Genomic DNA, 14,920 nt, shown 5'->3' with positions numbered 1-14,920 from the left:
AACGGAGAACTGGCGATGACCACCCTACGTGAAACCCGCGACTACCAGGCCGCCGATGCCGCGCACCACATCCACGCGTTTGTCGATCAGAAAGCGCTCAACGACGAAGGGCCGCGGGTGATGGTCCGCGGCGAGCGCCTGCATTTGTGGGACAACGACGGCCAGCGTTACCTGGACGGCATGTCCGGCCTGTGGTGCACCAACCTCGGTTACGGGCGCAAGGATCTGGCCGCTGCGGCGAGCCGGCAACTGGAGCAGTTGCCGTACTACAACATGTTTTTCCACACCACTCACCCGCAGGTGATCGAACTCTCGGAGCTGCTGTTCAGCTTGCTGCCGGGTCACTACAGCCATGCGATCTACACCAACTCTGGCTCCGAAGCCAACGAAGTACTGATCCGCACGGTGCGTCGTTACTGGACCATCCTCGGCAAGCCCGAGAAGAAAATCATGATCGGCCGCTGGAACGGGTACCACGGTTCGACCCTGGCGGCCACGGCGCTGGGCGGTATGAAGTTCATGCACGAAATGGGCGGGATGATTCCGGATATCGCGCACATCGACGAGCCTTACTGGTTCGCCCATGAAGGCAACCTGACGCCGGCTGAATTTGGCCTGCGGGCGGCGCGGCAACTGGAAGACAAGATTCTCGAACTCGGCGCGGACAAGGTCGCGGCGTTTGTCGCCGAACCGTTCCAAGGCGCCGGGGGAATGATCTTCCCGCCAGAAAGCTATTGGCCGGAGATTCAGCGGATCTGCCGTAAGTATGACGTGCTGTTATGTGCCGACGAAGTGATCGGCGGCTTCGGTCGCACCGGCGAATGGTTCGCCCATGAGCACTTCGGTTTCGAGCCGGACACGCTGTCCATCGCCAAGGGCCTGACGTCGGGTTACATCCCCATGGGTGGGCTGGTGTTGTCCAGACGCATGGCCGAAGTGCTGGTGGAGCAGGGCGGGGTGTTCGCCCACGGCCTGACCTATTCTGGCCACCCGGTGGCGGCAGCCGTGGCCATCGCCAACCTCAAGGCATTGCGCGACGAGGGGGTGGTCACCCGGGTGAAGGATGATATCGGGCCGTATCTGCAGCAGTGCTTGCGTGAGGTGTTTGGCAATCACCCGTTGGTGGGCGACATACAAGGCGTGGGCATGGTCGCGGCCTTACAGTTCGCCGAAGACAAAACCACCCGCAAACGCTTCGCCAACGAGAACGACATCGCCTGGCGCTGCCGGACCTTGGGCTTCGAGGAAGGCGTGATCATTCGCTCGACGCTGGGCCGGATGATCATGGCCCCGGCGCTGATCGCCAGCCGCGAAGAGATCGATGAACTGGTCGGCAAGACACTGAAAGCGGTGGATCGCACGGCGCAGGAATACGGCCGGCTTTGACCTTGTAGCGTTCTTGCGGGCCTCTTCGCGGGCAAGCCCGCTCCCACATGGATTTATGGCGATCACAACATTGTGATCTGTCACAAAACCTGTGGGAGCGGGCTTGCCCGCGAATGTAATCTGTCATTCAACCCCTGTTTCAAATCGCGCACAAATCGCCCGATACACAACCTCGCCTCTGCCTTTCAAGACGGATTTTCACCTATCGCACCCACACAGGGCGACCTCGCCCATGGCGCTCTTTCGCAGTGCGTGCTACCGAGGTTTTTCATCGCTCCCGGCGACATATTTCCTCATTTTCCTATGTCCTGCCTTGGGCCAACATCAATCTCGCCAGTCAGCCGAAAGCTGACCGCTTCAAGGTCCGGACAGAGACCGCACGTTGTATCTGTTCAAGGCCGCTGGCCGTACTGCCCCGCAAGACAAAACTAAATCAATAGCTGTGGGAGTGCTTCATGATCAAGTCCTTGCTAACGCGTTTCGCCCATCCACTGGCGGTCACCGCCATCGCCACCTGCGTCGCCACCAGCGCCCAGGCCGGCACCCTGTCCATCGGTCATACCACCTGGGTCGGCTATGGCACCCTTTACCTCGCTCAGGACCTGGGCTACTTCAAGGAGAACGGCCTGACGGTTGAACTGCCGGTGGTTGAAGAAGCCTCGATGTACATGGCCGCTCAGGCTTCGGGTCAGCTTTCTGGCTCGGCCTCGACCATCGACGAAGTGCTCAAATATCGTCCGCAGTTCTGCTTCAAGGCCGTTGCGGCGCTGGATGAAAGCCATGGTGGCGATGGAGTGTTGGTGGGCAAGGACGTCAAGAGTTTGCAGGAGCTCAAAGGTAAAGCCATCGCCGTGAACGAAGGCTCGGTGTCGCAGTTCTGGCTCTCGTACCTACTGAAAAAGAACGGCATGAAAATGAGCGATCTGATCGTTCAGAACATGACCGCCGATGATGCCGCCACGGCGTTCATTGCTGGCCGTGTTCCCGCCGCTGTGACCTGGGAACCCCATCTGTCGATGGTCCGTGACAAGCAACAAGGCAAGGTGCTGATCGACAGTAGTTCCACCCCCGGGGTGATCGTCGATGTGGTGGCGCTCAATTGCACCGTCATTGAAAAACAATCGGAAGACGTCAAAGCCCTGGTCGCCGGGTTGTACAAGGCCGTGAAGTACACCCAGGAACATCCCGAAGAGGCCTACAAAATCATGGCCAAGGGCGTCGGCGGCTACCTGGCTGACCCCAAAGAACTGGCCGCTGCGGCCAAGGGCGTGCGCTTCTACGATCAGGCCATGAGCGAGAAGCTGCTTGGCTCACTGGGCAAGCCAGGCGACAGCGCAGCGTTGATCAAGCTGGCCAACGAGACCGCCAGCGAACTGCAGGGCAAACCCTACAACGTCAGCAATGACGATCTGGTGGACAACCGCTTCGTCACCCCGCTCTAGGAGGTCAGCATGTTCAAGCGAAATTCATGGTTGAGCCGCTGCGTCACACCCAAGACCGGTCTACCGGCGCAAGTGATCTTGAGCGCCAGTGCCATGGCCTGGGTGTTGTTGATCGGGCTATGGGCGGGGTTGTCTTACGGCGGCGTGGTGCCGGGCATGTTTCTGCCGACCCCCGGGGCGGTGCTGGACGCCGCACTGCGTCTGGCGCGCGACGGCACACTTGGGGTCCACGTCTGGGCCAGCCTGGAAGTGGTGATGGTTGGCTTCATTGTCTCGTCACTGGTGGCAGTGCCGTTGGGGTTGCTGATGGGCAGCTTTCGTATCGTCCAGGCGTTTCTCGAGCCGATGGTCAACTTCATCCGCTACCTGCCGGTGACCTCCTTTGTGCCGCTGTTCATCCTGTGGATTGGCATCGGCCTGGAGCAGCGGGTTTCGGTGATTATCTTCGGGGTGTTCTTCCAGCAGCTGGTAATGATTGCGGACGTGTCCAAAGGCATTTCCAAGGACTTGATCAACGCCTCCTACACCCTCGGTTCGAGCCGTCGCGATGCGGTGCTGCATGTGATCGCCCCGGCCTCGCTGCCGGGCGTGCTCGACACCCTGAGGGTCACCATGGGCTGGGCCTGGACTTATCTGGTAGTCGCCGAGCTGGTGGCGGCCTCCAGTGGTCTGGGTTACCTGAGCCTGAAAGCCATGCGCGGCTTTCAGGTGGATGTGATCTTCCTGGCAATTGCGATCATCGGCCTGCTGGGCCTGATCACCGATCAACTGTTCCGCTTCCTACGTCTGAGGGTGGCCGCATGGGCTCAGTAACTGCAGTAAATCCCCGTTTCGTCAGCCCGGTTGCGGCCCCCATGCAGGCCGCGCCACGGCTGCAAGTGGACAAGGTCAGCCTGCGCTACCAAAGCCCCAACGGCAGCACCTTCACCGCGCTGGAGCAGGTGTCGTTCGAAGTGCCGGATCAACAATTCGCGGTGCTGGTGGGGCCGTCAGGCTGCGGCAAGTCGAGTTTGCTCTACCTGACCGCAGGCCTGGCGGAACCGACTGAAGGCGAAATCTACGTCGGCGGCCAGCAAGTGCAAGGCCCCGGAGCCGATCGCGGCATGGTGTTCCAGGGCTACACATTGTTCCCCTGGCTGACGGTGCGACAAAACATCGAGTTCGGCCTCAAACGCCGCAACATGCCCGCCCGCCAGCGCAAGGAAATCGTCGACTACTACCTCAACGAAGTCGGCCTGGCGCCGTTTGCCGATAACTTTGCCAAGCAACTCTCCGGCGGCATGATGCAACGCGTCGCCATCGCCCGCGCCCTGGCCAACGACCCGCAAATCCTGCTGATGGACGAACCCTTCGGCGCCCTCGACAGCCAGACCCGTCTGCAAATGCAGCAACTGCTATTGCGCGTTTGGGGTAACAGCAAGAAGACCGTGCTGTTCGTGACCCACGATATCGACGAAGCCATCCTCTTGGGTGACCGCGTCTACGTCATGGGGGCAAGGCCGGGGCGAATCAAAAAGATTCTGGACGTGCCCATCGAACGGCCACGGACGCTGGATATGGTGATGGAGCGGTCGTTTATCGAGATGAAGAGGGAGATATTCGGGCTGTTGCATGATGAGTTGGGGGAGGAGCACTAAGGGCTGCGCATCGCGGGCAAGCCACACTCTCGCAGTAGATTTTGTGGGAGCGGGCTTGCCCGCGAAGACTCTGGATCAGGCAATTCATCTCTTGTGCAAGAATCACCTTATGAACAATTCAAACGCAAGAAACGTAGTTTTTGCGTTTGAATTCGGATCTACAGTGCACGCGCCCCTTACCAAACGACGCCTAAGGCCCTGGCGGATCAAGGAGTCAGCACATGTCATATGCATACAAAATGATGAACTCACCCGTTGGCAAATTAACGCTGGTCGCCAATGCATCAAGGCTCACCGCCATTTTGTGGGAGAACGATAAACCCAATCGAGTACGGCTTGGCCCACTGCAGGAAGAGAACAATAGCCCTGTTTTGCTCGAGACAGAACGGCAGCTGAATGAGTACTTCGCGGGAAAAAGAAACTGTTTCGAGCTTGAACTCGACTTTGTCGGGACCGAGTTTCAACGAAAAGTATGGGAAGCGCTGTTGACCATCCCGTTCGGAGAAACGCGCAGCTACAGTGACATCGCGGTGCAAATCGGCAACCCGAAGGCCGTTCGAGCGGTGGGCGCTGCAAATGGAAGAAACCCGATTTCAATCATTGCGCCTTGCCATCGCGTCATTGGTGCGTCGGGTGCTCTCACAGGGTTTGCAGGTGGGCTCGGCGCCAAGAAGTTTTTGCTGACATTGGAGGGCGAAGACAGCTTGCAACTTGCATTCTGACTGTTCGGCCCGCGAAGACTCAGGATCAGGCAACTCAGATTTTGTGCCAGAATCGCCCCATCACTGATTTCCGAGCACACCCCGATGTCCCAGCAACCCGCCCTGATCCGCGAAACCTTCCCTGTCGGCCCTTTGCAGTGCAACTGCAATGATGCGTGACTGGCTTCCACGTTGATTTACAAGGTATTTATGTAAAAACACCTTTTATTTCAAATGCTTGTGTTCATGCAGTGATGTGCGTTTCGAAGCGTACTTTTGCAGTGTTTCGCTCTCGCAGTGTGCCAAAACTGTGCCCGCACAAGTGTTGTGTCAGAGCCCAGGGAGACCCAGAACAAATCCCCAAATATTCTGAAATATGCCCTTATCACCTGACCCGAGCCCGGCATGAGCCAGATGAGTTTTTCCGACCTCGAATACGCCGGCGAACTTAAGCGAAGTCGCCGCGAACGGTTCCTTGCCGAGATGGATCACATTGTGCCCTGGATCGGTTTACTGAAGCTGATCGAACCGTATTACCCAAGGCTGACGGTGGTCGCAAGCCCTATCCTCTCGAAACCGTGCTGCGCATCCCTCTAGCGCAAAACTGGTTCTCTCTGAGCGACCCGGCGATGGAAAGGCGCTGTATGACATCAGGTGGGTAATCGCACAGACTTACCCCACATTTGCATTTGACCTGACCAGTCATTTGCAACGGATTGGACCAGTACGCTCCGTGGCCATAACCGGCAGAGAACGACCCAGGCTGTGTGAAAACACACTTGATACGTTCAGCGCTGAGATTTTCTTTTGGATTGCCTGCGAAGTTGGTAGTAGGAAGTAAAGATTAGTCTGTGCGGCCAATATTGGCGCTCATATGGCTGTTGGGGCCGCGTCAGCGGTCCCAACAGCCACTTACCGACGATCCAGCGGCATGATCACGCTCTGATCGCTTCAAGCAATCCCAAGATGCCAAAGATGCTCATCATTCGCTTGAGGTTGTAGGCGAGCACATGAAGGCTCATTTCGGTGCTTACCCGCGGCAGGGTTTTGGTCAGGAAGTGGGTACTTCCCATCCAGTACTTGAGCGCTCCAAAAGGATGCTCAACAGTCTGGCGGCGAACCTTCATCTTCCCCGGGTGATGCTCCAGCCGAGCCTGCATTGCGTCGACTACCGCCTCATGCTCCCAGCGCTTCACACGGCGCTCCTTACCCGTCGTACATTGCTTTTGCATTGAGCAGGACTGGCAGCCCGAGAAGTAGTAACAATGCAATAACATGCCGTATTCCACCGAAGAATGCCGCCGGGTCAGTAACTGTCCCGCAGGGCATCGATACTCGTCCGATGCAGCAAGGTAGATGAAGTCCTGCTTACCAAATCGGCCTTCGGCTTTGCTGCCAGATGTGAGGGTTTCGGTACGAAGGTAGTGATGCCGGCTTGCTCGCAAGCAAGGATTTTCAGACCTTTGTAATAGCCTCGGTCGGCCACCACCGTTAGCGATTCAGCCTCGATTTCTTCACGCGCTTGGTTCGCCATATTGCTCAGTTGACCACGATCATTACCAACGTTGGTCACCTCGTGGGCAATGATCAGGTGGCGTTTGTCGTCGACAGCTGTTTGGACGTTGTAGCCAACCGTTCCGGTGCCTCGACCGCTCGTGGCCATTGAGCGTGCATCTGGGGCTGTGAGGGAGATCTGCTGGTCTGGACTTTCGTGGAGCTGCGCCTCGATTTCCTTGAGTTTCTGCATCTGCTTTTTCAGTGTTTCGATTTTTTCTTTAAGCCGCTCTGCTTTGGCCTCGGCGACTTCGGGCGTTGCCCGATCCGCCGAATCCATCGCCGCCAGATATCGATCAATACTCTGCTCGATCTGCTGCATGCGTGCCTTCACTTTGCCCTGAGTGAAGTTGCGGTCGTGATTATTGACGGCTTTGAATTTGCTGCCGTCGATGGCGATGATCGACTGGGAGAAGAGATTGAGGTTGCGGCAAAGAACTACGAACTGGCGGCATACGCTGCGAATGGCTTTGCCGTTGTCCTTGCGAAAGTCGGCAATGGTTTTGAAGTCCGGGGCCAAACGCCCCATTAACCACATCAACTCGACGTTGCGCTCGGCCTCACGCTCAAGCCGACGGCTGGACTGAATCCGATTGAGGTAGCCGTAGATATAGATCTTCAGCAACACCGCTGGGTGGCAGGCTGGACGACCCGTTGCGGCAGGATCGACGCCCTCAAAACCAAGCGCCCAAGTCGAGTTCGTCGACGAAAACATCGACCACGCGCACTGGATTTTCTTCGGCTACGTAATCATCCAGACACTCCGGCAGCAACGTCACTTGCGTCCGTGCCTCACCTTCGATGAATCGCTTCATGGTCGTCCCCGATACGATCTCGACGATCAGAAGATTAGACAATTGCAGGTGTTTTCACACAGCCTGGACCCATAGCGGTCACCCTCGGCAGCCATAAAATAGCGTTTGAATCCTACCAACCAGCCAAAGGGATATCATAGAGAACCGCGATCTCCGAGGTTGTAGGGGGTGGGCGCAGAGCGCTACGTTGACGCCTCCCAACGCGCCCAAAATCAGGATCACAATGGACCGAACTAAGCTGCTCGCTTGCGCTGAAATGAACTGCATTAGCTTCGTGAATAACTTGGCACTTTCTGGCGCTACGCGGGAACAGTTCGGCCGAGGCAGGGTTCTTAGTAATTTTTGGAGCCAAATCTCCCGTAATGCGTTGGACCTAGCAGTTTTGGACTGGTGCCACGCTTTCGGCCAGCAAAATGATGCCTTGCATTGGAAGAAGGTGTTTCCGGATGACGAAGAAACATTTCGAGAGAGCATGCTCACCTCGATGGAAGTTTTCTTCGATGAGTTCAAGCAATTCCGAGAGCAGATGAAGGTTTACCGCGACAAGGACCTCGCGCACTTGGAGCTTCGCAACATTTCAATGATTCCCGCCATGAACAAAGCTTATCCATTCCATGGCGTTCTACTACCATCAGATCCAGTGTGCGAAACGGGAATTAGGCATGCATTGCCGCGATCAAACTTTGTATGAATGGTTCGAGAGCGCCAGCGCCAGGTATAATCGTGATGCTGAACTGGCCTTCGGCGCTACGGGAACACCGCGTGGTCTGAACATTCCGAAGCGTCGCCAGCGGTGCGCGGGCCCACGTACTGACGAATCACTAGCGTCCGCTGATCTCACAACCTCGGAAGATCCGTCGTACTGATACCAGTTGCACTACGGTAATCGAATGTCTGCTTCTGGCCATTCTCTACCGGTCATGCTTACGAAGCGTGCTGATCAAGTTCGATGCAAATGGCTGGTCAAGTCAGTGCAATTCCCCACTCTATAAGCCGAATGTCGGCTATGGGTCGATTCTGTTGAAAAAGTCGGTCATGGGTCCTGCGGCTGAAAAGTACGCGCATAACATTGAAATCTTTACTTTCGGCTGAGGTTCCAGACGCAGATTTCACGTGGCAGCGTGTAAAAAAAGCGACGTGCGCCTGTAAAGCGCAAAAACCAGGAAGAGTCCTGGTTTTTGCTGAGGTCAGCCCTGAAAGTTGGCCTCACCGGGGGCTTCCCCGTATTGCGCTCATCGCAAGTGCTTACCTTTGGTCTCCGGAGCCCAGAGCAGGGTTACAACCAAACCCAGGAGTGGGAAACCCGCCATCATTATCAATGTCGCGGATAATCCGAAAGTCTGCAGTAGGTAGGGGAGAAGGTACGTCACTCCAGCTGCAGATATCCGCGAGAATGCCGCCGAGAATCCAATCCCGGTCGCGCGAATATGGGTATCGAATATCTCCGTCGGATAAACGAACTGGATGTTATTGATCGCTGGGCCAATGAACATATAGGTCGCAAACATGCCTACAATGAACCAGGTCGGCGCATGTGGAAACAGCCCCAGAACCAAGAATATTGCAAGGACTGCTACAAAGGTCCAGATTTGGAACCCGCGACGGCTCATCCAGTGCACCAAGAAAACACCGAAAATGACGCCCGCGATCTGAATAGCGTTCAGCGACAGGTCAACCCGATGGTCTCCTTGCAGCCCCAGCTTCTCAAGCACGGGCACCATGAAGGTGAAAATGGCAAAGAACGGGCCGACTTGGCAGAACCAGAACAGGCCAGAGTAGAGGCTTTGCCTCCAGGTATCCCGTTTGAAGAGCTCACGCAATGAAGCGCTTTTTGAACTAACATCGACATCTGGGATAACGTACTCGGCCCCGAAATGTTTATCGACGATGGCACGTGCCTCAGCTTCCCGTCCTTTTGATTTCAACCACATCGGAGTTTCTGGCAGGAGTAGCCGAAGGAGGTAGATGATGATCGCCGGAATTACGCTTGAGCCAAGCAACAACCGCCAATTGTCCCCCTCGTAGAAAGCACCAATGATGAAGGCGACGGTGAATCCGATTTGCCAGGCAATAGTGAAGCATCCCAACAAGGCCGCCCGGCTTTTTCGCCGCGAGAACTCAGCCAGGACTGTCGAACCTACAGCGTACTCGACACCAATAGCCACCCCTAATAGCACCCGGATCACGACAAGCTGCCAGATATCCTGCACGAAGAACTGAAGCACTGACAGGACAACGAAAGCTGCCAGGTTCCAAGAGAAGACCGGCCGGCGTCCGTAACGGTCGGCAAAATTCCCGAATACCAATCCACCAATAAAAACACCTATCAGCGCGCTACAGGCAATCAGGCCTTGGCTCATTGCTGTGAGCAGCAGTTCGTGTTTTGCGATGGATAAAGCAGGCCCAATTATACCAAGGATGTAGCCATCCAGCGCCGCGCCACCTAGGCAAGCGATCGCTGCAATGATATGGATGGGCATTAAGCGTGCCTCATCCACTAAACGTTGACCAGGCGAAACCGTTGTTTCAATCGGGTTTGAAGCTATCGGAATACCCATAAAAGCCTCCACAATATATAATTGTAATTATTAGTGCGCACAGCAACTTACCTTGACGTAGTCAGGTTGACTGCATCATTTATAATTAGCTAATCAAGAGCAGGGTGGCGCGATACTACAGAAAGACAAATAAGTTTCTGGATTTATATATAATCCAGTTTCCATGCATAAATTTCGATAAATAGTTAGAAACGGTGTATACCCCATCTCTAACGCCTCGGCGGTAAGGCTTCGTCCATCGGCTCCATGCATCAGGACTATGGAATAGCGATAACAGCCTCGATCTCCACCTTGGCGCCTTTTGGAAGTGCCTTGACCTCGTAGCAGGCACGCGCCGGATACGGCGCGGAAAAGAACTCGCCATAAGCGCCATTCACCTGGGCGAACTCACTGAGGTCTGTGACTAGAACGGTCGTTTTAACGGTGTTTGTTAATGTTGTACCGGCTTGGCGAGCGATTACAGCGATGTTCTCAAGACATTGCCGTGTTTGCTTGACTGCATCATCGGAGCAGAACTGGCCAGTCGCAGGCATTATGGGGAGTTGTCCCGAAACAAAGAGAAGGTTTCCTATCCGGATTGCCTGCGAGTAGGGGCCAACAGCCTGTGGAGCGTCCAGGCTGGAAATTTGAGTAATCATGTCAAAGTCCGTTGTGAAGGTGTTTGATGTTATGGGTCGTGTGGGAGAGGATATATGGCTACATGGCTTTGTTAATCCAAAGATAGCTGATCAGTTTTGCCGTCTAGGAACTCTTCAATGCGTGCGCACCACGGGGCGATGTCGAGATTGTTTCGTTCCAACCATTCGGCGTTGAAGTAGGTGTCTGCATAGCGATCACCACTATCGCAGATCAATGTAACCAGCGAGCCTTCTTCGCCGTGTTGCATCATCTCACTAGCAATGCAGAGCAATCCGAAGAAGTTCGTGCCTGTCGACCCTCCTACACGTCTAAACAATCGTTCCGAAAGCACATGGGCAGCCGCAATTGAGGCGGCATCAGGCACCTTGAACATTCGATCGATCACGCCAGGAATAAAGGATGGCTCCACCCGAGGGCGACCGATTCCCTCGATTCGTGAAGGACGAGAGCAGGTCGTAGACGTGTCACCGGTTTCCCAGGCCTCACAGAACGCAGAGTTCTCGACATCTACAACGCAGAGACGGGTGTCAAAGCCACGATAGCGGATGTAGCGGCCAATGGTGGCTGACGTTCCTCCCGTACCCGCGCTCATCACGACCCAAGCTGGCCGGGACTGCTCCTCGCACTCCATTTGGTTGAAAATACTTTGTGCAATATTGTTGTTACCGCGCCAGTCAGTCGCGCGTTCGGCATAGGTGAATTGGTCTAGGTAGTAGCCGCTGTTCTCTTCAGCGATTTGCGCGGCGACACGATAGATTTCACCAGGGTGCTCGACAAACTCGCAGACTCCGCCGAAACGCCGAATGGCACCGATCTTCGCTTCACTGGTACTTTTCGGCATCACGGCAATGAACGGCAAGCCCAGAAGTTTGGCGAAATAGGCTTCCGAAACAGCGGTTGAACCGGACGATGCCTCTACCAGTGTCGTGCCCTTGTTGATGCGGCCATTACAAATGCCATATAAAAACAGCGACCTTGCCAATCTGTGTTTCAGGCTGCCTGTCGGATGGGTACTTTCATCCTTGAGATAGACCGAGATATTTGCCAAACCCAGAAAAGTTGGTTTGATCAGGTGCGTATCGGCCGAGCGGTGCCCATCGCCCTCCAGCAATCGAACTGCATTCCGGGCCCAATCGATATCTACCGACATTGGGTGCAAAAATTTAGGCGGTGTATGAGTGCCCATATCAAAGATTCCACATTACGCTGATATTATTGAATGCGCTCACGGTACAACCATGAGGCATGGCGATTACAAAATCGTCAGTGTGTCGTCACTCTGCGCGGATATTGCTTCAGTCGTTTCGGGCGTCTGCCAGAAGGCGATCGTCCAGATCCAGGACCGCCCCAAGCAGTACCGAGGCTCCTTTCGCGCATTGTTCTGGTGAGGAGTATTCGCGGACGTTGTGCGAGAGTCCCATATACGAGGGAATGAATATCATCGCGCTGGGTGCGACCCCGGCAACATGGGCGGCATCGTGGCCGGCTCCCGACACCATGCGTCGCGCCGAATAGCCGAGTTCCTCGGCCCGTGTGGCGATGACATTCACGATGCGCGAATCGAAGCAGACCGGAGGTTTGCGCCAGACCTGGCGAATTTCCGCAGCAGGGGAAATACGTCGGATTTCAGCGATCAACTCGGTCTCGAGAGCGTTAAGCTCAGCATCGTCGGGATGACGTAGATCTACTTGCAGCGCAACCGTACCCGGTATTACATTTCGTGAGTTCGGCTCGACACTGACGTATCCGACGGTTCCCACTCCTGGGAAATGATTGGCAGCCACGGCTTCAACCGCCAGCACAATTTTTGAGGCTGCAATCAGGGCGTCGTCTCGCATTGTCATGGGGCGACCACCTGCATGGGCTCCGACGCCAGGCACTTTGATATCTAACCAGCAGACACCCTGTACCGCCTCTACGACACCGATTTCGACGTTTTCAGCCTCCAGAACCGGTCCCTGCTCGATATGCAGCTCCAAATATGCAGAGAAATGCATGAACCCAGGCTCGCGGTCACCCGCGTAACCAATTGCATCCAGGGCTTCGGCTACCGAAATACCTGACTTGTCGCAGGTCACTGCAACGGTTTCCCATTCATGTGCGCCGCAGAACACTCCCGAGCCCATCATGGCGGGCGCGAAGCGCGAACCTTCCTCATTCGTCCAGCTGATGACGGTGATCGGGTGCGCGGGACGCACCGAGGCGTCATACAGCGCGCGCAGGACCTCGATGCCGGCCAGAACTCCCAGAATACCGTCGAACCGTCCGCCGGCGGGTTGAGTGTCCAGATGACTGCCCATGGCGATGGGGGCGAGATTCGCATCACGGCCAGGGTAGGTAGCAAAGATATTCCCGATCCGGTCAATCTCAATCGTGCAACCTAATGCACGGCACTCAGCTACAAACCAATCCCGGATCTGGCGATCCTCATTGCTGAGCGCGAGGCGACGCATCCCTGTTTCACCGAGGGCGCCAAACTTCGCTGTAGACATTAGGTCTGCCCACAAGCGTTCGGGCTGGATGAGCGCGTTCTGGGTCACGTTTGCAACTGTGCTCATTTCTGGCCGTCCTGTTTTTTCGTGTAGCGATATTTGAAATCACAGCAGGACGCACCTTCCATCAAGGTCTGGGTGCGCTCAAGCTCGATATTCGAGTCGTAACCTTGTGGAAACATGTAGTCGCGGTTGCATGACAGCAGGTGCCCGATTTGACCGAGGCCCATCTCCCGGTACATCTCGGCGTAGCGACAGCGATGGACGGTGTAGTGAAATTCCTCATCGGTGGCCGTGTCGACAGCGATGATCAATGCATCATCCTGCGTCCACAGTTTCTGCAATTCCTGGAAGGTACGAAGGTTTGTGCCGCCAGGCGTCTTGGCGGCGAAAGCCTGTCCTGCCTCGACAGCTGCCTTGCGGATGGCGGCGTCGATGATCGACTGCGCGACTTCCTCGCCTAACCGGGTACACATTTCTTCGTAAATCGGCGCGATGACCCCGGCCTCGATACGTCGTCTGGCAAGAATTCCGATCTCGCCTTCGATAGCGGATGCCGAACTGTTGACTGGCTTATCACTCATGCTGCTCCTCCTTCTAGTGGAGTCTTTTATGGGTATGTGTCGGCAATATACCCAGCAGCACCTATTGATAGGTAACGGACTTATCTGATAGTTTTATCGAGAATCGCGATATATGAAGGCTTCAGCCATCCGCTCGCTATCCAAAGCTCTATGCTCTGACCCCTTGAGGAAATGCCCTGATGGATACCGTCCTGCTGCGCAGTTTCTACAAAGTTGCCTCGGTTGGAAGTTTCAGTGAGGCGGCGCGACTGCTTAACGCCAGTCAATCCACTGTCAGCGGGCATATAGCCAAGCTTGAAGCCCATCTTCAGACCCAGCTCTTTCGACGGACCACCCGGAGTTGTCAGTTAACGAAAGCGGGAGATGTCCTGCTGACGCATGTCGCGACGCTGTTGCAGGTGATCGATCGGATTGAGGAGGAGTTCTGCCCCGAGCGCATGGGGGGCACGATCAAACTGGGTCTACCAGATGAATACCATTTGTTCTCACGCCTTGCGCCTGTGCTTCAAACGTTCATGGCAATGCGTCCAAAAGTTACAATCAAGGTAACGTCCGGGCTTTCCTTCGAACATAGCCGCGCTTTGGCTGATGGTTTTTTGGACGTTGCGTTTCTACGAGGGCCTTTGAAAGCCGGGCAAACCCCAGATCTTTGTCCTTCTCAGCTGGTCTGGATCGGTCTTCCAGGCTTTGATCTGGATAGGATCGAGGTACTGCCGCTAGCCCATATTTCGGGCCATTGCCTGTATTTCCGAGAAGCATTCACTTCCTTGGACGAAGCCGGTGTGCCATGGCGTTCGGTCTATGACTGCAACACACTCGAAGGCATTCGTACGGCCGTTCGTAGCGGCTTGGCCATTGCGGCTATCCCCGAGGAAGACTGTCCTAGCGATAGCTTGAAACTCTACCATCCCCGGCTGCCCAAACTACCCATCGTGCACGGGCGATTCGAAACCGCCCACAGGGAGCCGCCCATTATCGTACGTCAGCTTCTCACGACACTACGCAATGCGTTGCAACCCGAAGTGACGTAACCCGTGGCCATGCTTTTGCGCTCGTTTCGCCAAGCCCAGCGGCGTTCGATTGGGCATAACCCGCAGCCGTAGCGAATCGAC

12 protein-coding genes and 2 pseudogenes are annotated in these 14,920 nt (G+C 55.6%); 8 read left to right on the top strand and 6 right to left on the bottom strand.

The genetic code is table 11. The features are described from left to right. Positions 1–15: 15 nt before the first annotated feature. From ACN1C3_RS21145 to ACN1C3_RS21120, 6 genes and pseudogenes are all read left to right on the top strand, one after another. Complete coding sequence (locus tag ACN1C3_RS21145) at positions 16–1,386, top strand: aspartate aminotransferase family protein (RefSeq protein WP_419117704.1); 1,371 nt, start codon at positions 16–18, stop codon at positions 1,384–1,386. A 455-nt stretch (positions 1,387–1,841) separates the two neighbouring features. Beyond that, entirely contained in the window at positions 1,842–2,828 is a 987-nt protein-coding gene (locus ACN1C3_RS21140) for an ABC transporter substrate-binding protein (RefSeq protein WP_419117703.1), read from the top strand. Between the two features lie 9 nt (positions 2,829–2,837). Continuing rightward, positions 2,838–3,641, top strand: coding sequence for an ABC transporter permease (locus ACN1C3_RS21135; RefSeq protein WP_419117702.1), 804 nt, complete (start codon positions 2,838–2,840; stop codon positions 3,639–3,641). After that, positions 3,629–4,465 carry an ABC transporter ATP-binding protein gene (locus tag ACN1C3_RS21130; protein WP_419117701.1) on the top strand — a complete coding sequence of 279 codons (837 nt, stop codon included), beginning with the start codon at positions 3,629–3,631 and terminating at the stop codon, positions 4,463–4,465. Before ACN1C3_RS21135 ends, ACN1C3_RS21130 begins: the two co-directional genes overlap by 13 nt. Before the next feature lie 221 nt (positions 4,466–4,686). Beyond that, positions 4,687–5,187 (top strand): methylated-DNA--[protein]-cysteine S-methyltransferase, encoded by a 501-nt coding sequence (locus ACN1C3_RS21125; RefSeq protein WP_419117700.1) that lies wholly within the window; start codon positions 4,687–4,689, stop codon positions 5,185–5,187. 384 nt (positions 5,188–5,571) lie between these two features. Beyond that, a pseudogene (locus tag ACN1C3_RS21120) lies at positions 5,572–5,801 on the top strand (IS5/IS1182 family transposase); the annotation flags it as partial. Positions 5,802–6,101: 300 nt separating this feature from the next. On the opposite strand, the pseudogene ACN1C3_RS21115 reads toward ACN1C3_RS21120, so the two are convergent. Beyond that, a pseudogene (locus ACN1C3_RS21115) lies at positions 6,102–7,535 on the bottom strand (IS1182 family transposase). Positions 7,536–7,758: 223 nt separating this feature from the next. Between ACN1C3_RS21115 and ACN1C3_RS21110 the strand changes: the two are divergent. Then, positions 7,759–8,226: a hypothetical protein gene (locus tag ACN1C3_RS21110; RefSeq protein WP_419117699.1), complete on the top strand. Its 468-nt coding sequence runs from the start codon at positions 7,759–7,761 to the stop codon at positions 8,224–8,226. A 541-nt stretch (positions 8,227–8,767) separates the two neighbouring features. Here ACN1C3_RS21110 and ACN1C3_RS21105 read toward each other — a convergent pair. From ACN1C3_RS21105 to ACN1C3_RS21085, 5 genes are all read right to left on the bottom strand, one after another. After that, positions 8,768–10,093, bottom strand: coding sequence for an MFS transporter (locus ACN1C3_RS21105; RefSeq protein ID WP_419117698.1), 1,326 nt, complete (start codon positions 10,091–10,093; stop codon positions 8,768–8,770). 257 nt (positions 10,094–10,350) lie between these two features. Continuing rightward, on the bottom strand, positions 10,351–10,731 hold the full coding sequence (locus tag ACN1C3_RS21100; RefSeq protein WP_419117697.1) for a Rid family detoxifying hydrolase: 381 nt from the start codon (positions 10,729–10,731) through the stop codon (positions 10,351–10,353). 71 nt (positions 10,732–10,802) lie between these two features. After that, entirely contained in the window at positions 10,803–11,882 is a 1,080-nt protein-coding gene (locus ACN1C3_RS21095; RefSeq protein WP_419117794.1) for a PLP-dependent cysteine synthase family protein, read from the bottom strand. Between the two features lie 145 nt (positions 11,883–12,027). Then, positions 12,028–13,290: a hydantoinase/carbamoylase family amidase gene (locus ACN1C3_RS21090; RefSeq protein WP_419117696.1), complete on the bottom strand. Its 1,263-nt coding sequence runs from the start codon at positions 13,288–13,290 to the stop codon at positions 12,028–12,030. Then, positions 13,287–13,808: an L-2-amino-thiazoline-4-carboxylic acid hydrolase gene (locus ACN1C3_RS21085; RefSeq protein ID WP_419117695.1), complete on the bottom strand. Its 522-nt coding sequence runs from the start codon at positions 13,806–13,808 to the stop codon at positions 13,287–13,289. Before ACN1C3_RS21085 ends, ACN1C3_RS21090 begins: the two co-directional genes overlap by 4 nt. A gap of 179 nt (positions 13,809–13,987) precedes the next feature. On the opposite strand from ACN1C3_RS21085, the gene ACN1C3_RS21080 reads away from it, so the two are divergent. Beyond that, the gene (locus ACN1C3_RS21080) at positions 13,988–14,839 is read left to right on the top strand and encodes a LysR family transcriptional regulator (protein ID WP_419117694.1); all 852 of its coding nucleotides are present in this window, start codon (positions 13,988–13,990) and stop codon (positions 14,837–14,839) included. The last annotated feature ends 81 nt before the right edge of the window (positions 14,840–14,920 follow it).

Source organism: Pseudomonas sp. H11T01, from assembly GCF_048515765.1.
In the GTDB taxonomy this organism is placed as follows: domain Bacteria; phylum Pseudomonadota; class Gammaproteobacteria; order Pseudomonadales; family Pseudomonadaceae; genus Aquipseudomonas.
This window is presented reverse-complemented; position numbering and strand designations above follow the sequence as displayed.

Coding starts and splice junctions, on each gene's coding strand:
- ACN1C3_RS21140 (WP_419117703.1), top strand. CDS start 1,842: ATGATCAAGTCCTTGCTAACGCGTTTCGCCCATCCACTGGCGGTCACC.
- ACN1C3_RS21130 (WP_419117701.1), top strand. CDS start 3,629: ATGGGCTCAGTAACTGCAGTAAATCCCCGTTTCGTCAGCCCGGTTGCG.
- ACN1C3_RS21100 (WP_419117697.1), bottom strand. CDS start 10,731: ATGATTACTCAAATTTCCAGCCTGGACGCTCCACAGGCTGTTGGCCCC.
- ACN1C3_RS21095 (WP_419117794.1), bottom strand. CDS start 11,882: ATGTCGGTAGATATCGATTGGGCCCGGAATGCAGTTCGATTGCTGGAG.
- ACN1C3_RS21105 (WP_419117698.1), bottom strand. CDS start 10,093: ATGGGTATTCCGATAGCTTCAAACCCGATTGAAACAACGGTTTCGCCT.
- ACN1C3_RS21135 (WP_419117702.1), top strand. CDS start 2,838: ATGTTCAAGCGAAATTCATGGTTGAGCCGCTGCGTCACACCCAAGACC.
- ACN1C3_RS21125 (WP_419117700.1), top strand. CDS start 4,687: ATGTCATATGCATACAAAATGATGAACTCACCCGTTGGCAAATTAACG.
- ACN1C3_RS21080 (WP_419117694.1), top strand. CDS start 13,988: ATGGATACCGTCCTGCTGCGCAGTTTCTACAAAGTTGCCTCGGTTGGA.
- ACN1C3_RS21085 (WP_419117695.1), bottom strand. CDS start 13,808: ATGAGTGATAAGCCAGTCAACAGTTCGGCATCCGCTATCGAAGGCGAG.
- ACN1C3_RS21090 (WP_419117696.1), bottom strand. CDS start 13,290: ATGAGCACAGTTGCAAACGTGACCCAGAACGCGCTCATCCAGCCCGAA.
- ACN1C3_RS21145 (WP_419117704.1), top strand. CDS start 16: ATGACCACCCTACGTGAAACCCGCGACTACCAGGCCGCCGATGCCGCG.
- ACN1C3_RS21110 (WP_419117699.1), top strand. CDS start 7,759: ATGGACCGAACTAAGCTGCTCGCTTGCGCTGAAATGAACTGCATTAGC.